Here is an 18,595-nt window from a genome sequence, read left to right as displayed (position 1 = left end):
TTATCTCTGTGTTACTGAATCTATAAAATGTTGGGCTTCCGCTTTTGCTTTATTGCATATGGCGTAAATACAATCCAATAGTGATCCCATCTCGGATACATCCATATTTTCCAATGAACGTAAACTAGTCTCCAATTTAGACCTTAAGCCCACAATATAAATTGTTGAGAGCGTACGATGAGCAATCATCTTGATCTCTTCTCCTCTTTTTTCTGCAAAACTTTGTTGTAATTCTAACAAGTCCTGGTCAATCGTTTCGATAAATTTCTCAATTACTTCGATCTCATATTCTTCATCGCCTAAACTAACCTCTTTTAAATAGCTTAAATCAATAACTTCATAGGCATATTGATCTCCAGATTTTAGCTTCTCGTTTGGTAAAAATTGCGTAAGCATCCCAACCAGTTCAATCTTCTGGATTGGCTTACTGAAACATCCATTCATGCCAGCGGCAAAGCATTTATCCTTAACTTCATTAATATTAAAAGCAGTTATTGCTACAATAGGTATCTCCAGCCTAAGTTCTTGACGAATGATTTTAGTCAGTTCAAAACCATCTATTTTAGGCATCATGAGATCAAGCAAGATTAAAAAAAATGAGTGCGATTCAAGCAAAACTTGCGCTTCGTGTCCGTCGCTGGCAATTTTGAAACTAAAATCGTATTCTCGTAAATAGTTGGCTATTAGCTTTTGGTCGATTAAGTTATCTTCTACTATTAAAACATCAATTTGTTCTTTCATAAACATCTATTCACACATTAAAGAATTTGCATCCGCTTGTTTAGTGATGATTTATAGGCATCAGAAACTGGAACAAAATGTTGCTGAATAATCAGCGTTCCGCCCTCAACGGTATCTATTTTACTAATATTTACAATGAAAGAACGGTGTACCCGAGAAAACACATCCATCGGCAACTTATCTTCTACTGACTTCAATGAAGAATGAATTGCGTAATTTTTTTCATCCAGGTAAATTTTTACATAGTCGCCTCTGGCTTCCAAATAATTAATGTCTGCAAGTTTTATTCGTCTGATAATGTTGGAATCTCTAATGAATATAAACTCATCCTTTTTGGAAGGCATAAAGAAATTTTGATTCTTATAAATTTCTTTCGCCTTGATAATCGCTTTTAAAAACCGATCGGGCGTTATGGGTTTGGCAATAAAGTCAACCACATTTAAATCGTAGGCATCAGATGCATAATCTCTTTTCGAGCTTATAAAAACAATCAACGGCCTTTTCTCTCCTAAAGCTTTAACAAGTTCAATACCAGTAATTCCTGGCATTTCAACATCAAGAAGCAGTAAGTCAATTTTATTATTTGCTAATATCTTGTAAGCATCTGCAGCGTTCTCACATTCTGCAATTAGCTTTAAAGAGTCCTCAATTTTGAATAAATTTTTGAGGACACTTCTCGCTATTGCATTATCATCAATAATCAGACAGTTCATTTTATAGGGTTAGCGGAGCACTAAAACTAACCAATTACTTGAAAAGTCAATCGAACGTAATTAAAATGAATGAAATGAATAATTACTTACCAAACTAAAAACCAATAAAATTTTCAACACGTATATAAGCCCATTCAACTTGCAAAAGTGCCTTTCTATCGACAGAATGTTTACCGGATAAGCTTTTAGAAATACTTTTGACGACAGAAAATCATTTAAAAAATTAGAATAATCTCATGAACACAATTAAAACAATTACACTTTCGCTTTTAAGCTTAGTATCCATCTCCCTACATGCACAATCGTTCAAAGAACCTGTTGCTTACAAACTTAAAAACGGAATGAACATCATCATTTCGGAAAATGATCGCTCACCAAAAGCTTATGCAAGTTTTACTTTAGATAAAAAAGCATTCGCTGGCAGCAAAGATGGTATAGTTGAAATGCTAAACGCAGTTTTGAACGAAAGCATTACAAGCGATAATTTATCTTTTAAAGATAAGAGTGGCAAATTAGCTGCTTCAGCAGATACTTTCGATAAAGAACTTTCAAGTATGGCTTCTCTTTTGCAACATGCAAACATTACTGAGAAAACATTTAATACAGGAAAGGCAAAACTATTAATGAGCCTAAAGTTGCATGATTATGATTACGATCAAAGCGTTAATGAAACCTCAATAGCAAATTTAACATACAACGATGTCTTGAATTTCTACAATGAAATTTCTCCGGATAAAACATTTTTAACGATTGCTGGTGATGTAAACACAGTTGCAGCTAAAGCTTCAGTGAAAAAGGCCTTCGGTTTATGGAACACCAATAAAGTGTATCAAAACCAAGTAACTTCAAAATAGTATTTTTTAGTTTAGTTATTTTGCCCTTTGATTAAACTTCAAAGGGCTTTTTTATGCTTAAATGTTACAGATTTTTGCTTTAATCGCTGTTAACATTCAGCAATCATTCGATATATTAGCCTAATAATTTATTTCTCAAGATGAATAAAATTTACACTACTATTTTCCTGATTGCTTTTGGCACTTATGCCCAGGCTCAGACTATTGTTAATCGAAATCAAGATATCGAATCGATGGTAAAATCTGTGAATAAGGATTCGCTTAAGCAGTATATTTCGACCATGGTTAATTTTGGCACAAGATGTACTTTGAGTGATATAAAAAGTAAAACCAGAGGGATTGGCGCAGCGAGAAATTGGGTAGTTGCTAAGTTTAATCAATTTGCAAAGCAAAGCGATGGAAAACTAACAGCCTTTTTAGACACTACAACTTTTCAATCAGACGGAAAACGAATTGATAAAGCAACGTTATTAGGCAATGCGGTAGCTATTTTAAAAGGAACTGATACAAATGATAAACGGGTTTATGTTGTTAGTGGTCATTTAGATAGTCGCGTAACCGACGTAATGAACAGAACCAGCGATGCGCCTGGTGCTAATGATGATGGTAGTGGGGTTGCAGGTGTGATTGAAGCCGCCCGTATCATGAGTAAATATAAATTTTCTGCCACCATTATTTTTGTTGCGGTAAGTGGCGAAGAGCAATCATTATTAGGATCCGGATTTATGGCAGCCAAAGCCAAAAAAGAAGGTTGGAATATTGATGCAATGCTCAACAATGATATGATTGGCAGCAACAACAGCAGCGAAACGCAAATTATCGACAACACCCGACTGAGGGTTTTTAGTGAAGGCTTACCCAGTTACGAGTTGGATAAGAATGCAAAAGCCATTCGTCAGTTTGGGTTAGAAAATGATGGGAAAAGCCGGCAATTGGCTCGATATGTAAAAGAAGTTGGCGAAAGATACGTGGATCAACTCGAAGTGAAGCTTATTTATAGAAATGACCGTTTCTTGCGTGGTGGCGACCATACACCCTTTGTTGAAAATGGATTTCCGGCAGTGAGAATTACTGAAATGAACGAAAATTTTGACCATCAGCATCAGGATTTAAGAACCGAAAACGGCATTCGTTATGGCGATTTACAGGAATTTATGGATTTTGAATATCTCCGGAAAAATACTGCTGTGAACATTTCTGTTTTGGCCAATCTGGCAAAAGCACCATCGAACCCTGTAGAGGTAAAAATCGATGTAAAGAACCTGAGCAATTCATCATCTTTGTATTGGAAAGCACCAACAAATGGTCTGGTGAAAGGTTATTATGTGCTGATGCGTGAAACGAGCAGCCCAGTTTGGGAAAAGAAATTTTTTACCACAGCAACCGAATTGAAAGTTCCTTACAGCAAAGACAACTATCTATTTGCGGTACAAAGTGTTGGTAAAGATGATAGTGAGAGTTTGCCTGTGGTTCCAGGAATTGGCCGCTAATGAAACTTTTAAAATTTGTGGTTGTTTAATTTCCAAAAATTAGAATGAAATTCAAACCTGTAGCTTTTTTAATAAATATTGTCATCACCCTGGGTATTGGCGCTTTAGGAGGTTTGGCAACTTCTGAATCGGTTAAAACATGGTATCCTACATTAAATAAACCCTCTTTTAACCCACCAAATTGGTTGTTTGCCCCGGTTTGGACGAGCCTTTACATATTAATTGGTATTGCGGCCTATTTAGTTTGGATAAAACGAGATAAAATCGCCCATTTTCCAAGGGTTTTAGCGATCTATTTTATCCAATTAATCTTAAATTTATGCTGGTCATTTATCTTTTTCTCCCTTCATGAAATAGGCTTCGCATTATTCGAAATCATCATCTTACTGATCGTAATTGTGGTTAATGCAATTGCATTTTACAAGATCGATAAATGGGCCGGCTATTTATTCATCCCTTATATTCTTTGGGTAAGTTTTGCATCATTTTTAACTTATAGCATTTTCATGTTGAATTAATTTTAAAAGAAAACACTATTTTAGAGGAGTGGTAGCTTTTAAAAGATTTTTGCTGATGCTCTTCATTTTGTGCTGTGCTAAGCTACATGCGCAAAAAGTAGGCCTTGTATTTAGTGGTGGTGGCGCCAAAGGACTTGCTCACATTGGTACACTTAAAGCATTAGAGGAAAACCAAATTCCGATAGATTACATTACCGGAACATCAATGGGCGGGATTGTTGGTGCAATGTACGCCGCAGGCTATTCGCCTAAGCAAATTGAACAAATTGCGGTAAGCAAAGAATTTCAGAACTGGGTAAACGGAAGATACACGAGCGATTATACCTATTACTTTCAGAAAAACGCACCAAATGCATCAATGTTAACAGCCAAAGTGGCAATTGATACTGGCTTTCACTTTAGTTTTCGCTCCAATATCATTAATGATATTCCACTTAATTTTGCTTTTTTAGAACTCTTTTCTCAAGCATCGGCAGTTTCGAAAGATAATTTTGATAACCTCTTTGTGCCCTATCGTTGTATGGTTGCCGATGTACTTTCGCAGAAAAGCATCACCGTAAGTAAAGGAAGTTTAGCCGAAGCTGTGAGAGCTACAATGACCGTTCCCATTGTTTACAGGCCAATTAAATTAGATGGTAAATATGTTTTCGATGGAGGTTTGTATAATAACTTTCCAGCCGATGTAATGGAAAAAGAGTTTAAACCCGATTATGTAATTGGCGCAAATGTTTCTTCAAAAACTTATAACGAATATCCAAAAAATATTGATGACAGGTTGATGAACCGCTTTTTGGTTTACATGTTTCTATCTAAATCAGATTCTACCATGATTGGCAAAAACGGCATTTATATCCAGCCCGATTTGGGTGCTTACAGTGTAACCAATTTTGCCCCGGTAGAGGATTTAATTAAAAAAGGATATGATGCTACCATGGCTGATATGCCTCGAATTAAAGCCCTGATCACGAAAAGAGTCGACCCACAGGAGCTGGAACGGAAAAGGGCAGCATTTAATTCGCGTAAACCCGATTTAAATTTTAGCAATATCATCGTTTCCGGTGTAAATAGTCAGCAAAAAAAATATGTAGAGCGGCTTTTTAAGAGTGACAAGGCAACCTTTAACCTAGAAGATATCAAACGGGGTTACTATAAACTAGTGGCCGATCAAACTTTCGAAACCATTTACCCTAAAATATCATACCAGGCCGCTACTGACAATTATACTTTTGAGGTGGTTGCACAACCAAAAAAAAGCTTCAAACTCGATTTAGGCGGCAACATTTCGACCAGGCCAATAAGCAACGTTTTTTTGGGTGCAGAATATAATTACCTCAATAGAAAAGCTTATACTTTTGGCACCAGCTTTTATTCAGGAAGATTTTATGAATCTGTTCAGGTTAATGGCCGTATCGATTATCCCACAAAACTGCCCATTTTTTTAGCGGCTGAGCTTACTTATAACCACTGGAATTTCTACAATACGAGTAAAATTTTTATCGAAAACCCCCGTCCCATTTATATAGAGCAGTCGGATAGAAAAATAGATTTGATGATGGGTGTACCACTAAACTACAATACAAAAGTAGTTTTGCATGCTAATTTCATCAATAATAACGACCGCTACAGTCCTAACAATACCTTTTCGGTAGGCGATTTATTGGATCAAACCATTTTCAACGGTTTTAGAGGTTCGTTAAATCTGGAGAAAAATTCGTTAAATAGAAAACAATATGCCACCAATGGTCAAAGTTTTTCTCTCAGTGTAAATTATACAACCGGTCGCGAAAATTATAATCCAGGTAACATATCACGTAATATCCCTGGTTTTTCAAAACCAATTGGCGTAAGCAGGTTACGGCAATGGGGAAGTATCAAACTCACACAGGAAAACTATTTTCTACACCTTAATAAATACACTTTAGGCTATATTGTAGAAGGTGTAATTTCGAACCAACCCCTGTTTAGTAATTATTATTCTACTCTTTTGGTTTCTCCGGCATTTTACCCGATACAAGATAGCCGATCGCTCTTTTTAGATAAGTTTAGAGCCACCACATACGCAGCAGGAGGAATAAAAAACATTTATAACTTTAGAAAAAATTTGGATTTTAGATTGGAAGGATACTTATTTTTGCCACATAAAGAGTTCGAATTAAATAATTTTCAAGATGTAGATTATGCGAGAGCGATAAGCAAAATACGCTATGCGGCTACAGCTGGCGTAGTTTATCATACGCCTGTTGGCCCTGTAAGCTTAAGCTACAATTTATATAACGATGCAATTAAAAGAAATGGTGTATTATTACATATCGGTTATCTAATTTACAATAAACGTTCTATCGAATGAAGCGAATCATTTTACTATTATCCCTGTGTTTAATCGGTTTTTTTAGCTCGGCACAAACTGCAGCCATCAATAATTTTCTCGTAAAAGAAAATTTGCTTAAAAATAATAAACTGGCCATCATAGCTGCCGATTCATTAAATGTTCCAAACGAAAATATTAATGGCACCTATACCTTTAGCGTTAGCGGCTTTACGCAAGTATTAAAATTTAACGATGGAATTGCGGTGCTCCCCCTTCCTATCGATAAATCGACATTTGTCTATATCAAACATCAAAACGATACGGGCACCCATAGCAAGTTGGTTTACGTCTATAAGAAAGATGCTGATCTCACCCCGTATGCTATTAGCAGCTTATGGCTTTTTATTATTCCTATTGCGCTGGTGATTATTGCTTTTGCATTCAGGAAACTCATCATTTTCGTTGTGATAGCCTTTTTAATATTTGTTTATTTTAACCACAGTAGCGGTTTGAATATTGGCACCTTTTTCGAAAGTATTTTTGATGGTTTGAAGAATTTATTCTGATTTGGAAAGCAAAAGCAATGACCTGTTTAACGTAAGTCCGGCTTTTTGCTAAATTCCCGATGATATTCAGTGCGGATTGTTCGGCACAGCCATCGGGAGATATCGCTTCAATCCGGTTTATTAAATTAATACAATGCTACTATGAAAGTCGCCCTTCCACCGTTTTAAAATTATCACACTAAAATGCGTATTGCCGTAATAGACTTAGGAACGAATACATTTCATTTGCTTGTTGCCGAGGTTATACATCAGCAGTTTGAAGTACTGCACAAAACTAACGTACCTGTTAAACTCGGCGAAGGAAGGATTAACGAGAACATGATTATACCGGCAGCTTTCAATCGTGGTATAGCCTGCTTAGAAAACTTTGCAGAAACCATCAAAGAATTTAAGGTAGACCAGGTTAAGGCCACCGCAACTTCGGCTGTGCGAAGTGCCAAAAACGGAAAGGATTTCGTTGAAGCTGTTTTACAAACCTGCGGAATTTCGATTGAAGTGATTAGCGGCGATGATGAGGCAGAGCTGATTTATCAAGGTGTAAAGTTGAGTGGTGCGATCAAACAATCTTCTTTAATAATGGATATTGGAGGCGGAAGTGTAGAGTTTATCCTTTGTGATACCGAAAAATTGCTTTGGAAAAAGAGTTATAATATCGGTGCCGCCCGTTTAGCGCAACAGTTTTTCAAATCCGATCCTATAAATGATGAAGACAAAAATGCACTTTTATATCATATTCAGACCGACTTAGCAGATCTATTTGAGAAATGTGAACAGTACGAACCGAAAATTTTAATTGGATCTGCAGGTGCATTTGAAACCTTTGCTGAATTGATCATCAAGAGAAAGAATTATCCTATAGATATTGCCACAGCCAAAACCTACGCATTTAACTACGATGAATACATCGAAACCGCTATTGAACTTTTAAATCGCAATCATTCGGAACGAGCAGCCATGAAAGGTATGATTCCGCTTCGGGTAGATATGATTGTGATGGCCACCCTAATTACAAACTACGTACTGGGCAGAGCAAAAATTAATGAAATTATCCTCTCCACTTACGATTTGAAGATGGGTTCGCTTGCAGGCTTTTTATAAGATTGTATTTCCCTTTTTCGGAACATACATTATTTTTCCTACAATCATCGGTTCCATTCTTAAGAGCAAATCAACTTGCTTTTCTACAGCGTAATTTAAGGTCATGTTGGCAGAGAACCGAGCGCTTTGAACAGCAAGGATTTTGTTTTCCTTACTGATTCCACTGGTAAATTTTATCTCGTAATTACCATTTTTATCAGTAGAAGCATAATATTTGGTATTCAGAATAACCACTCTAACTCCTGTCAGCGGTTTTTTATTCTCATCTAAAATTCTGCCGCTAATCTTTTTTATGTTAATTGGTTTCTTCTCGTCTGCATGGCTACGCAGTTTTTCGACGATCTGCGTTTCTGGCTTTTCCGCAAGTATCGACGCATTAACGTTTTGTGCAAAAATACTTACGCCTATGGCTAAAACCCCAATATATTTCATCCAGTTTCTATTGGCAGGCGCCACTACCAGATGGTAATTAAGTTGGTTGAGTTGAGTCTCGGTTAACCTTCCGCAAACTTCTGACGAAGCATTGGCTAATGTTTTAATAATATCAGCGTTACTATATCCGGTAAAATCTACCACACATTTATTGCAAGCCTGGCAAAAATTAAATCCATCCTTTTGATCCATCTCCTCCCAGTTTTGAGTGCAAGGTTCAGCAATGGTCACTAGTGCGTTTGAATTTTTCATCTTTCGGTGTATTTGCCTACATGATGAAAAATGATTTAGAATTCCACAGATGGAAATAAAAAAAAAACGAAGTGTTTAAAAAATCATGAATTTTTCTAGTTCTCGATACAGTTTCTCCGTTGGTAAACCCATTACGTTGGTGTAAGATCCTTCAATGCGTTCTACTACTACAAGGCCCCACCAATCTTGAACACCATAACTCCCGGCTTTATCAAATGGTTTATAGTTGTCGATATAAAAGTCGATTTCCTCACTTGTAACAGCTTTACAATAAACTTCGGTTCGATCATAAAAAGAAAACATTTTGTTGCCTTTAACAAGCGTTACACCAGTATAAACCTCATGCTTATTTCCTGATAGCTTAGCAAGCATTTCCTGTGCATGATTTTTATCTCTTGGTTTTCCCAATATTTCTCCATTCAGGGCGACAATGGTATCGGCAGTAATCACTACTTCATTGCCTGCTTCAAAGGCTTTTGCTTTTTGCTCCGAAATATAAACGGCTATTTCTGCAGCACTTAAATGTTCAGGGTAACTTTCATCAACATCCCTAAGTTCGACTTTGAAGTTTAGGCCCATAAGCTTAAGCAGCTCTTGCCTGCGTGGAGATTTTGAAGCGAGTATAACGGGAATTTTATTCAACATAATTTTTTGGAAAGCGCTAAAATAACAAAAGCGACAGAAATGCCGCTTTTGTTATTATCATTTTAATTAAAACTTAGTTATTTCCACCACGTTCCTGCATACGTTTCTGCATTTCAGCACGTTGTTCATCTTGCCATGTTTTATAAAGCTTTTTTTGGTCTTCAGTTAAAACGGCATTCACTTTAACATCTCCATCAGCACGAAATTTTTGCATTTTCTCTCTCATCGCCTCTCTGTCTCCACCTTGAGCTTCCTCACGCATTTTTTTCATTGCATCAGCTTGCTCGGTAAACACAGTGGTCAGCTTTGTTTTTTGATCAGCGCTTAGCTTCAACTTTTCATCAAGTTGTTTTACACGATCTTCTGGTTTCATCATCATACCACCACGACCGCCACCTTGCTGCGCATTTGCATAAGTTATTACTGAGAATAACAATGCACAAATCATCATTAATTTTTTCATGTTTTTTGTTTTGAAATTTAGACTTGTTGGAGTAAATCTGAAATCAAAAGTTTAAAGGAAGAGTGTAACTTCGCTGTTGCAAATCGAACTGGCTCTTCGATTGCCAATAGAGTATGGACAGCAGCCTAAGTTTTAGAAAATATAATTATTTACTTGAATCAGCAGCGTTAGGATGTTCATCATACCACTTACCTTGCACTTTCATCACCTTTTCAATAATATCGCGAACAGCGGTTTTCCCGCCTGGGTATGGAGAAATGAAGGCAGAAACGGCTTTGATTTCCTCCACAGCATCAGCGGGACAAGTAGCTAATCCGACTAATTTCATCACATGCAAATCAGGAATATCATCACCCATGTAAAGCACTTCTCCTGCCGTGATTTTTTTATCGGAAAGATATTGTTTAAAAATGGAAACCTTATCGCCAGACCCCAAAAACACATCAGTTATTCCTAGGTTGAAAAAGCGTTTTCCCATCGCAATACCATCTCCTCCTGAAATAATGCATAAGTTATAACCTTTTTTAACCGCCAGTTGCATGGCATAACCATCTTTGATATTGAAAGTACGCAATGATTGGCCGTTATCAGTTACCTGAACAGAGCCATCTGTAAGCACACCATCAACATCAAAAATGAAGGTTGTAATTTCTTTTAATTTTTGGAGAAACATGCAGCGTTGTGGGTTGAGAGTTACAAGTTATAAGTCAGGGTTTGTAAACATAGTAGTTAAAACCTTAAATCGCACCAAATTTGCTGGGTTATATTACAAGTTAGAGCATTAAAATAATAATTTCAAACCTTTAACTTTTAACTCATAACTGGTAACTCATTACTAATCTTGATTATCTCTCCACTCGTAAACCCAGGCAGATTGAATTTGCTCTAAATGGCCTTCGCTGCTTTCTTCACGGGTGCCCTTGAAGTTAGGTAATTCCAAAACCCACTCTAACAAATCGGTAAAACGGATGCGGTAAATCTTGGTTTCGCCAAACTCATCTCCAAATTTCTCATATAAAGACATTGCAATATCTTCATAATCGTTCCAGTAAAAGGGTAAGGCAAATTTATCGTTGTTCATGTTTTTATTTTTAGGTTGTAATGTTGGGTAATTTTTGTTAGAAGGTTTAAGGGTTATAAAGCTACCAGTTTGGAGCTTCAGAGCTTCGGATTCTAGACTGAAAACTTCATATTAAAGAAGCCTAATGTCCCATAAATCCAGATTGATCAGGAATGGTAACTTCAATATCGCCATTAATCACTACACACTGGCAGCCCAAACGTGAGGTTATTCGAGGCCTTACCGCCCTGTCAATAAAATCTTCTTCTTTATCAGAAATTTCTTCAATGTTATCCATTCCCTGGGTAACATAAACATGGCATGTACTGCATCCGCAAACACCGCCGCAGTTGTGTTGAAGTTCGATGCCATTATCCAGACAAACATCTAAAACAGACTCGCCAGCTGCTATAGGTAATTCTACAGGTGCATGATCTGCTTCTTCGAAATTTATTTTTAGTTTAAAAATGCTCATAATATTTTGCAAAAGTAAGAAGCAAAAGCCGTAAAAATGCTATTTAGGCATTAATTTTATGCTCTTGCTTAAAGTTTGATAAATGTTCTGCAATTCAGGTTGGCTTTCTAACAAACCTAAGTGCTTATTCATAGTGCTTTCATCTCCACGCACAGCGGGACCAGTTTGCACTTTCTCTGGTAAATTAACCATCACCTTATCTGCTGTTTCGGCAATTAATGGCCTGATGATGTTGAAATCAAGGCCATTTTCTACAAGAACTTGATTCGCTAAAGCATAAAGATGATTAGGAAAATTGCAGGCAAAAACAGCGGCAAGGTGAAGTGCTTTTCTCTTTTCTCCATCAATTTCGTAAACCTGATCACTTAGCTTTTCAGCAAGTTGTTTCAAAATCTCCAGATCATTGATGTTACTCGCTTCGATGCAAAGCGGTATATGATCAAAAGAAACTTCCTTCACTTTAGAGAAAGTTTGTAGGGGATAAAAAACTCCGGCTCTTGCTGTGTAATTTTTAATCGCAGAAATATCGGTTGTACCTGAACTATGAACTACAAGCCCCTCAACATTTTTTAAAGCTGAAGCAACGTGCTCAATAGCATCATCCTTAACTGAAATGATATATAAATCAGCAGTTTGATCCACTTCGGATAACTGATTTATGGCTTCGGCATTTACTTGTTCCGCAAGTGAACTGGCATTTAACGGATTCTGGCTATAAACCTGCACCACATTTTCTGCTTTGGCAAATAATGCCTTAGCTAAGTGTGTGGCTACATTTCCAGATCCTATTAAAACAATGTTCATCTACTTATGCTACTTTAGCTTCTTTTCGTCTTCTAAAAATAGATAGCAAGAAGCCTATGACCATAATAATTGTACCTGCCCAGTATAAGTTAATGAAAGGAAACTCAATGGCTTTAAAAACTACCCAGTCTTTTGCTTGTTGAGGTTTCTCAAAAATTTGAAGTTCAACCTTTTTCTCGTCAGGCAAAACCTGCGCAAAACGAAATTTCAAATCCAACTCATCCACTTTACGAGCAAAATCGAATGTGTTATTCCCTTTGATTAAAAACATTGGCTCGGCAGTATAAACTTTACCGGCGGCATTAATTTCTAAAGGTAAGCCAACAGCATAATCGCCTTGCGCCAATATTAAGTCTTTAGCAACCGGCTTGTTATTTAATGCTTTTACGGTTACAATTCCACTAGAAGTATGAATGGTATCCCCTACTGAAACCTTAACAATTCTTGGTGCTTTATAATTTTCATCGTCCGAATGACCTTCGTGATCTTCATGCGACTCCTGTTTTACCGCAGCACTTGTAATGTGCGTATACACATCGTAAGTTAAATAGTGCTTGGTATCTGGTGAAGCAATTAATCCCATCTTTTCATTATCCTGTACATGAGGATGTAAATTGAAATCCTCTTTCACTTTACCTTCTTTATCTACAACCTTAAAATTTAGAGTATAAATAGTGTTTGGTAATTGTGTAGTGTCAGAAACATAAGTTACCGTATACTTACCCATCTGTTTGGGCTCGTTTTTATATAACATGATGTTTTCACCCGGCTTTTCAGTCTTCTCGAAATCCTTTACAGGAATGAAATTATTTGCGTTGATAGAAAGTGGTTTATTCGTAGCTGCTGAAATTAAAGCACCCAAAATTAAGAATGCAAAACCAATGTGTGCTATTGCTGAACCAGCTAGTTTTACCTTGCCTCCGAAAGCTTGATATAGAATTGCAGCATTGGAAAGTACTGCAAAAATACAACTGAAAGTTATCAGGATGTACATGGTATTGGTATAGATATCGGCAACGTATACTAAACCAGCGGTCAAAACCAGTGAAAACAATATCACTGAGATTAAACTGCTGTAAAATTTTCTCGGATCAGTTCTTTTGTATTTTAAATATTGGGAGAATCCTGAAATTAATGTTACCAAAACCGCAAAAGGCGCTTGCCACTTGTTGTAATATTTAACTGCATCAATTGGAGGAGAAAAGTTAGTGCCGAATGCTTTATTAAATACAGGAACCGAGGTAGAAAAAATAACCTGAATACAAGCAACAGTTACCACTAACGCACCGATAAACATCCAAAATTCACGCGAATAGGTTTCCTCATCTTTAGTAGTAATTGGTAATTCTTTCCACCTTTTAACCACCAAAAATATAGCAAGGGCAGCAAACACCACGTTGTATAAAATCAAGTGACCAAACATGCCCATATCGGTAAATGAGTGAACAGATGTATCACCTAAAATTCCGCTTCGGGTTAAGAATGAAGCATACAATACCAATAAGAAACTTAAGAAAACCAGAGCAATTGCGGTAAAGTAAGCATGACCTGTGTTTTTGTAAGCAATCATTACGTGTACTGCACCGATTAAGGTTAACCATGGAATCAGCGAAGCATTTTCAACCGGGTCCCAGGCCCAGAAACCTCCAAAGTTTAGCGCTTCGTAAGCCCAGAACGAACCCATGATAATACCAGTACCCAAAACCATCACCGCAAAAAGCGTCCATGGCATTGCAGGTTTAATCCAGTCTTTATAACGTTTTTGCCACAAAGCAGCAATTCCGTAGGCAAAAGGTACCACCATACTTGCAAAACCCAAAAACAGGGTTGGCGGGTGAATAACCATCCAGTAATTTTGCAATAGTGGATTTAAACCTCTTCCGTCGGTTATAAATGTTAAGTATTTCGCAAAGTTTTCAGGATTTGCGAAAACTACAGGAGCCATCGCTTTCAAATCAACAGCATCTCTCAATAAAATAAATGGAGAACTACCAATACGTTCGCCAAAAATTTCTACACCTAACATCATTGAGGTTAAAAACACTTGCGAAAATGCCACAACGGTCATTACAGGTCGTTCCCAGGTTTTGGCTTTCCAAATTAAAAGCGCACCTAAAAATGATTGCCAAAAAGCCCAAAGCCAAAAACTTCCTTCCTGTCCCTCCCAAAACGCAGAAACGATATAGTAAATCGGAAGTTCTTTCGAAGAGTGGAAATAAACATAGTTATACTCGTTGTAATGGCCAAGGATCAGGTAAAAAAGCACCACGCCGATGCCAATTATACTCGCCCAGTTAACCAAAAAACCTATTCTACCAAGGTTACGCCAAGATTTATCTTCTAAATTTTCTTTGCGACTGGCAAAAAAATATGCAATTGTTGAAAGTAACGATGCACTAAAAGCCAACACAATAAAAAACTGCCCGATTTTACCCGGCAACAGGTTTTCGCCTACAAACTGAATATCCATTAAAATTAATTATATTTTTTTTCGCCGTACTTACCAACTGTATCCACCTTACCATCTTTATTCACTTCAACAAGATTATCGTTGTATTTAGATGGGCATTTCATTAAAATTTTCGACGCGTAGAATTTGTCCTTATCCATTTTTCCGATAAGAACTAATTTCTCAGATTTTTCAAAATCCTGAGGTTTTGTGCCATTATAAATCACCTCACGAACTTCTCCTTTTTCATCTTTCATATGGAATGCAAAATGATTAGCATCTTTCACAGCATCGTAATACATTCCTTTTGATTTTTCCCAATAACCCATTACGTGCTCCTCTTTTTGTGAAGAAGCCGCTTCTTTGAAATTTGAATAAGTATCTGTATTGGCGTTTAAGCTAAATAAGATTCCCACCGAAATAGCAATGGTAATCAAACCGATGATTGCACTTTTTTTCATTTTGTATGTTATTGTAAAAGCTGGCAACAAAGATAGAAAAATAGCCATAGCGAACGCCAGTTAACAATTTTCTTGTCTTTATATTGACAATTAGCTGATTAATACGGAAACCAAATTTTGGTTAAGATTTTATAAATCGATAACTGTTAAAAAAATTCATTAATAATATTTAGAAAATGAGCAAACAGCAATTCTTAGCTTAATCAGTCCCGCCATTTGCTTTAGCCCTCATCCAATGAAAAATTGGCTTTCGGGGCTACCGCTTTTTGTCGGGTTTCTTAACCCAGGTTAACCGCATGGAAACGAACACCGCTTAAAATTTCTTATCGGATAGTCCCCTCACCTGCCGAAATTGAAAGTGCTTTCAAATTGGAAATGAAAATCGATTAAAATTTCGCCTTTAATGATTAAGTTTGAAGCTTCAGATTATTCCTCAATTGCGTCCCATTTATTTAAAGAATTTTTATGAACCTTAGACAGTTCTACATTTTAGTTGCAGTTGCATTTATCATACCCATATTGAGTTCATGTTTTCAGGTTGTTGAAGAAATTACCATGCGAAACGACGGCACTGGCGATGTAATGTTAACCATTAATTTGAGCCAAAGTAAAACTAAAGTAGCATCAGTAATGCTGTTGGATAGTGTTCAGGGGTATAAAGTGCCCAGTAAGCAAAGAATTCAAAAGGAACTAAATGAGGCAGCAGCCTATTTGCGTAAAAGCGAAGGCATCACCAATGTTAAAACCACCAGCGATTTTAATAACTATATCGCCACCATAAGTTTTTCTTTCAAGGATGTTTCGAATATCAACAACATTGCCAAAAATATTCTTGCGCAGCAGAAAATCAAAGCAACAAATACCTCTTCATACACTTATAATAAAACGACAAAAACTTTTAACCGGAAATATCAGGCGGTTGCATCAGCAAAAACTGAATACAATAAACTTAAAAGTAAAGATAAAGCCGTATTTAACGGCGCAATGTATACCAGCATTTACCGCTTTGAGTCTCCAGTTACCAGCACTACCAATTCCGCCTCAAATCTATCAAAATCGAAGAAAGCGGTGATGCTTAAAGCAAGTGTAACGGATTTAATAAATGGAAAAATTAACGTTTCCAATCAAATACAACTATCTAAATAAAATGAAAAAAATTCTAATTGCGGTCTCCATTCTATTTCTCGCTAAATTAAATTACGCTCAAGATCTAGTTAAAAAAATCCCTTCAAACGCTTTTACTGTTGCTACCATCAAAGGCGACAATGTATTTAAACTGATGTTTGTTAAAGATTTTAATGAGTCGTTTCTCGGCAAAAAACTATTAACAGAAACTTCAAAATCCCTTGATCAAAATTTAAATAGTATTGAAGATTTTGGTGTGAACCTGGAAAAAAACATGTACTATTTCAACCAATTGAGCGATAGTATTACCTACAATTGTTTTTTGATTCCGCTTAAAGATGCTACGAAATTTGAAAGCCTGATCAAAGATAAAGACAAAAAAATCATAGTTGATGGCGATGTAAGAACATTGAAAATGCCCGATAATGGAGGCGTTATTATCAAATGGAATAAGGATATGTTGTATTTTATTACAGGGAGCATCCGAAGTTCTTTCTTTGCCGATTCGGCAAATTCTGCCCGCTACGGCATTAAAGACATTAAATATCAAACTAATTATGGAGATGTTGCTGCGCTAGAAAGTACTACAACTGTAGATAGCACGGCAGCTGTTGCCAGCGATGTGGTAGTTGTCGACGTTCCTGCACCGCCCACCGTTGGCGAATCATATCCTCAAATGGAAAGCCGTGAGGTAGTAAAAAAGAAGCAGCCGACACAAAAAAAGAAAAGTGCTACAAACAAATCAAAAGGAAAAAAGAAGGGCGCAAGAAGCAAGCCAAAAGCGATTGCTAAAAAACCAAAAAAAGTTATAGAAATAAAAGAACCAATGATTGAGGTGGTGGATTCACCTTACATGGAAGAAGGATACACAACCGATAGCACCGCAGTAATGACTGAAGCCGGCGATGCTGACGACCGGTATGATGAATATCAAAAGGAAAGAGAAGAACAGGACAGCTTGAAAAAAGAGCTGGCTATGGTTTGGATGACAGCAGAAGCCAATAAAATATTCACCGCGAATTATGAATCCATAGAAAAAAATAAATCTTATATTTCTAGTTTAGATAGCAAAGCCATTGCCGAACTTTGGGTTTCCAGCCTACAGGATGCTTACAATTCCATCGCTCCCGAATTTGGCACTTACGGAAAATCGGGTTTAATGAAAGGTTATGGCAGTTTAAATGCAAAGCTTTTTATGGATGAAAAAAGTTTCCGCATTTCTACAGGTTTGGAATTGGCCAAAGATCAAGCCGATGCCTATAAAAAAATAATGAACAGGAAATTAAATAAAAAGTTTCTAAAGTATGTTAATAGTGATAAAGCAATCGGCTTTATGGGTTATTCTATTGATACAAAAGCCTATTTAGAAGAATTTCCTAAATTAATGAAACAAACTTACGGTTCGTTTTTAGGCAAAAATATGGAAGAAGAAATTGAATTGGGAACCGATTTATTTTCACTTCTATTAGATGAAGAAGCGGTAAGCATGGTGGTTAAAGGCGACGCCATGTTTGTAATTAATGGCTTAAATACCAAAGATGTTACCTACACCACTTACAATTATGATGATGATTATAACCGTAAAGAAGTAACAAAAACCAAAAAAGAAACTTTGCCTGATTTCTTGTTTATGTTTTCATCAGAAGATCATCGATTGATGAACAAGCTGATTAAGTATGGCATGAATAAAAACTATGTTACGGTTAACAACAACATTTATAAAATTGAGGAGAAGAAAAGCCCAGTTGATATCTACTTTATGATAAAAGATGGTATCGTTTTCTTTGGCAATTCATTAACTGAAATGGAAAGTATCAACAACAATACTTTCGTTCCAGCCATTAGTAAATCGCATAAAACGCTTTTGGCAAAAAACAATTTTAGTTTCTTATTCAATGCGAAAAACCTGGTAGGCAAAGTTCCTACCGAAGAAATTGGAGGCGAAGAAACGGCAAAGAAATTCAATGAAACTTTGGGCAAAATGGGCAATATCTATATGAAATCGAATCCAATTAAAGGGAATGTGGTTTCTGCGGATATTAGTGCAGAAATACCAAATGGACATGAGAATGCTTTGAAATATCTGTTTTCATTAATTGAAAATGCTTCGAAATAATTCAACAATTAACCACAAATAAAAA

Annotated in this window: 19 protein-coding genes; 8 read left to right on the top strand and 11 right to left on the bottom strand. The window is 36.5% G+C overall.

Annotated features, from left to right (window positions below):
• Complete coding sequence (locus tag ACZZZK_RS19965; protein ID WP_463485660.1) at nucleotides 1-741, bottom strand: response regulator; 741 nt, start codon at nucleotides 739-741, stop codon at nucleotides 1-3.
• 17 nt (nucleotides 742-758) lie between these two features.
• Entirely contained in the window at nucleotides 759-1,454 is a 696-nt protein-coding gene (locus ACZZZK_RS19960; protein WP_463485659.1) for a LytR/AlgR family response regulator transcription factor, read from the bottom strand.
• 236 nt (nucleotides 1,455-1,690) lie between these two features.
• Between ACZZZK_RS19960 and ACZZZK_RS19955 the strand changes: the two genes are divergently transcribed.
• The 6 genes from ACZZZK_RS19955 (at nucleotide 1,691) to ACZZZK_RS19930 (ending at nucleotide 8,288) form a co-directional block, all read left to right on the top strand.
• Nucleotides 1,691-2,308 (top strand): peptidase M16 family protein, encoded by a 618-nt coding sequence (locus ACZZZK_RS19955; protein WP_463485658.1) that lies wholly within the window; start codon nucleotides 1,691-1,693, stop codon nucleotides 2,306-2,308.
• 140 nt (nucleotides 2,309-2,448) lie between these two features.
• Nucleotides 2,449-3,798 carry a M28 family metallopeptidase gene (locus ACZZZK_RS19950; protein WP_463485657.1) on the top strand — a complete coding sequence of 450 codons (1,350 nt, stop codon included), beginning with the start codon at nucleotides 2,449-2,451 and terminating at the stop codon, nucleotides 3,796-3,798.
• Between the two features lie 44 nt (nucleotides 3,799-3,842).
• A complete protein-coding gene (locus tag ACZZZK_RS19945) occupies nucleotides 3,843-4,316 on the top strand; it encodes a TspO/MBR family protein (protein ID WP_463485656.1) in 474 nt (157 codons plus the stop codon).
• A 55-nt stretch (nucleotides 4,317-4,371) separates the two neighbouring features.
• The gene (locus ACZZZK_RS19940; protein WP_463485655.1) at nucleotides 4,372-6,663 is read left to right on the top strand and encodes a patatin-like phospholipase family protein; all 2,292 of its coding nucleotides are present in this window, start codon (nucleotides 4,372-4,374) and stop codon (nucleotides 6,661-6,663) included.
• Complete coding sequence (locus ACZZZK_RS19935) at nucleotides 6,660-7,190, top strand: hypothetical protein (protein ID WP_056851322.1); 531 nt, start codon at nucleotides 6,660-6,662, stop codon at nucleotides 7,188-7,190. Before ACZZZK_RS19940 ends, ACZZZK_RS19935 begins: the two co-directional genes overlap by 4 nt.
• A 183-nt stretch (nucleotides 7,191-7,373) precedes the next feature.
• The gene (locus tag ACZZZK_RS19930; protein WP_463485654.1) at nucleotides 7,374-8,288 is read left to right on the top strand and encodes a Ppx/GppA phosphatase family protein; all 915 of its coding nucleotides are present in this window, start codon (nucleotides 7,374-7,376) and stop codon (nucleotides 8,286-8,288) included.
• On the opposite strand, the gene ACZZZK_RS19925 is transcribed toward ACZZZK_RS19930, so the two are convergent.
• The 9 genes from ACZZZK_RS19925 to ACZZZK_RS19885 form a co-directional block, all read right to left on the bottom strand.
• Nucleotides 8,283-8,972 carry a carboxypeptidase-like regulatory domain-containing protein gene (locus tag ACZZZK_RS19925; RefSeq protein ID WP_463485653.1) on the bottom strand — a complete coding sequence of 230 codons (690 nt, stop codon included), beginning with the start codon at nucleotides 8,970-8,972 and terminating at the stop codon, nucleotides 8,283-8,285. The two genes, ACZZZK_RS19930 and ACZZZK_RS19925, sit on opposite strands and share 6 nt — an antisense overlap.
• A 75-nt stretch (nucleotides 8,973-9,047) precedes the next feature.
• Nucleotides 9,048-9,617, bottom strand: coding sequence for a Maf family protein (locus tag ACZZZK_RS19920; protein ID WP_463485652.1), 570 nt, complete (start codon nucleotides 9,615-9,617; stop codon nucleotides 9,048-9,050).
• A gap of 73 nt (nucleotides 9,618-9,690) precedes the next feature.
• Nucleotides 9,691-10,080: a hypothetical protein gene (locus ACZZZK_RS19915; RefSeq protein ID WP_463485651.1), complete on the bottom strand. Its 390-nt coding sequence runs from the start codon at nucleotides 10,078-10,080 to the stop codon at nucleotides 9,691-9,693.
• Between the two features lie 145 nt (nucleotides 10,081-10,225).
• Nucleotides 10,226-10,753 carry a KdsC family phosphatase gene (locus tag ACZZZK_RS19910; protein WP_463485650.1) on the bottom strand — a complete coding sequence of 176 codons (528 nt, stop codon included), beginning with the start codon at nucleotides 10,751-10,753 and terminating at the stop codon, nucleotides 10,226-10,228.
• A gap of 162 nt (nucleotides 10,754-10,915) precedes the next feature.
• Complete coding sequence (iscX, locus tag ACZZZK_RS19905; RefSeq protein ID WP_056851329.1) at nucleotides 10,916-11,161, bottom strand: Fe-S cluster assembly protein IscX; 246 nt, start codon at nucleotides 11,159-11,161, stop codon at nucleotides 10,916-10,918.
• Between the two features lie 121 nt (nucleotides 11,162-11,282).
• Nucleotides 11,283-11,615: a 2Fe-2S iron-sulfur cluster-binding protein gene (locus ACZZZK_RS19900; RefSeq protein ID WP_056851330.1), complete on the bottom strand. Its 333-nt coding sequence runs from the start codon at nucleotides 11,613-11,615 to the stop codon at nucleotides 11,283-11,285.
• A 39-nt stretch (nucleotides 11,616-11,654) separates the two neighbouring features.
• Nucleotides 11,655-12,419 carry a Rossmann-like and DUF2520 domain-containing protein gene (locus ACZZZK_RS19895; protein WP_463485649.1) on the bottom strand — a complete coding sequence of 255 codons (765 nt, stop codon included), beginning with the start codon at nucleotides 12,417-12,419 and terminating at the stop codon, nucleotides 11,655-11,657.
• Nucleotides 12,420-12,423: 4 nt separating this feature from the next.
• On the bottom strand, nucleotides 12,424-14,889 hold the full coding sequence (locus ACZZZK_RS19890; protein WP_463485648.1) for a heme lyase CcmF/NrfE family subunit: 2,466 nt from the start codon (nucleotides 14,887-14,889) through the stop codon (nucleotides 12,424-12,426).
• Nucleotides 14,890-14,894: 5 nt separating this feature from the next.
• Complete coding sequence (locus tag ACZZZK_RS19885) at nucleotides 14,895-15,329, bottom strand: cytochrome c maturation protein CcmE domain-containing protein (protein ID WP_056851333.1); 435 nt, start codon at nucleotides 15,327-15,329, stop codon at nucleotides 14,895-14,897.
• A 465-nt stretch (nucleotides 15,330-15,794) separates the two neighbouring features.
• Here ACZZZK_RS19885 and ACZZZK_RS19880 point away from each other — a divergent pair, with 465 nt between their 5' ends.
• A complete protein-coding gene (locus tag ACZZZK_RS19880) occupies nucleotides 15,795-16,475 on the top strand; it encodes a hypothetical protein (RefSeq protein WP_463485647.1) in 681 nt (226 codons plus the stop codon).
• Between the two features lies 1 nt (nucleotide 16,476).
• Nucleotides 16,477-18,570, top strand: coding sequence for a hypothetical protein (locus tag ACZZZK_RS19875; protein ID WP_463485646.1), 2,094 nt, complete (start codon nucleotides 16,477-16,479; stop codon nucleotides 18,568-18,570).
• Nucleotides 18,571-18,595: the final 25 nt, after the last annotated feature.

Source organism: Pedobacter sp. AC163, assembly GCF_979258665.1.
Note: the sequence above shows the minus strand (reverse complement) of the source record. Positions and strands in the feature narration are given on the sequence as shown.

Excerpts from the sequence above, each read along its gene's own strand:
- ACZZZK_RS19875 (WP_463485646.1), top strand. The coding sequence starts at position 16,477 with ATGAAAAAAATTCTAATTGCGGTCTCCATTCTATTTCTCGCTAAATTA.
- iscX (WP_056851329.1), bottom strand. The coding sequence starts at position 11,161 with ATGAACAACGATAAATTTGCCTTACCCTTTTACTGGAACGATTATGAA.
- ACZZZK_RS19900 (WP_056851330.1), bottom strand. The coding sequence starts at position 11,615 with ATGAGCATTTTTAAACTAAAAATAAATTTCGAAGAAGCAGATCATGCA.
- ACZZZK_RS19955 (WP_463485658.1), top strand. The coding sequence starts at position 1,691 with ATGAACACAATTAAAACAATTACACTTTCGCTTTTAAGCTTAGTATCC.
- ACZZZK_RS19885 (WP_056851333.1), bottom strand. The coding sequence starts at position 15,329 with ATGAAAAAAAGTGCAATCATCGGTTTGATTACCATTGCTATTTCGGTG.
- ACZZZK_RS19890 (WP_463485648.1), bottom strand. The coding sequence starts at position 14,889 with ATGGATATTCAGTTTGTAGGCGAAAACCTGTTGCCGGGTAAAATCGGG.
- ACZZZK_RS19925 (WP_463485653.1), bottom strand. The coding sequence starts at position 8,972 with ATGAAAAATTCAAACGCACTAGTGACCATTGCTGAACCTTGCACTCAA.
- ACZZZK_RS19930 (WP_463485654.1), top strand. The coding sequence starts at position 7,374 with ATGCGTATTGCCGTAATAGACTTAGGAACGAATACATTTCATTTGCTT.
- ACZZZK_RS19945 (WP_463485656.1), top strand. The coding sequence starts at position 3,843 with ATGAAATTCAAACCTGTAGCTTTTTTAATAAATATTGTCATCACCCTG.
- ACZZZK_RS19935 (WP_056851322.1), top strand. The coding sequence starts at position 6,660 with ATGAAGCGAATCATTTTACTATTATCCCTGTGTTTAATCGGTTTTTTT.
- ACZZZK_RS19965 (WP_463485660.1), bottom strand. The coding sequence starts at position 741 with ATGAAAGAACAAATTGATGTTTTAATAGTAGAAGATAACTTAATCGAC.
- ACZZZK_RS19910 (WP_463485650.1), bottom strand. The coding sequence starts at position 10,753 with ATGTTTCTCCAAAAATTAAAAGAAATTACAACCTTCATTTTTGATGTT.
- ACZZZK_RS19880 (WP_463485647.1), top strand. The coding sequence starts at position 15,795 with ATGAACCTTAGACAGTTCTACATTTTAGTTGCAGTTGCATTTATCATA.
- ACZZZK_RS19895 (WP_463485649.1), bottom strand. The coding sequence starts at position 12,419 with ATGAACATTGTTTTAATAGGATCTGGAAATGTAGCCACACACTTAGCT.
- ACZZZK_RS19920 (WP_463485652.1), bottom strand. The coding sequence starts at position 9,617 with ATGTTGAATAAAATTCCCGTTATACTCGCTTCAAAATCTCCACGCAGG.
- ACZZZK_RS19940 (WP_463485655.1), top strand. The coding sequence starts at position 4,372 with ATGCTCTTCATTTTGTGCTGTGCTAAGCTACATGCGCAAAAAGTAGGC.
- ACZZZK_RS19960 (WP_463485659.1), bottom strand. The coding sequence starts at position 1,454 with ATGAACTGTCTGATTATTGATGATAATGCAATAGCGAGAAGTGTCCTC.
- ACZZZK_RS19950 (WP_463485657.1), top strand. The coding sequence starts at position 2,449 with ATGAATAAAATTTACACTACTATTTTCCTGATTGCTTTTGGCACTTAT.
- ACZZZK_RS19915 (WP_463485651.1), bottom strand. The coding sequence starts at position 10,080 with ATGAAAAAATTAATGATGATTTGTGCATTGTTATTCTCAGTAATAACT.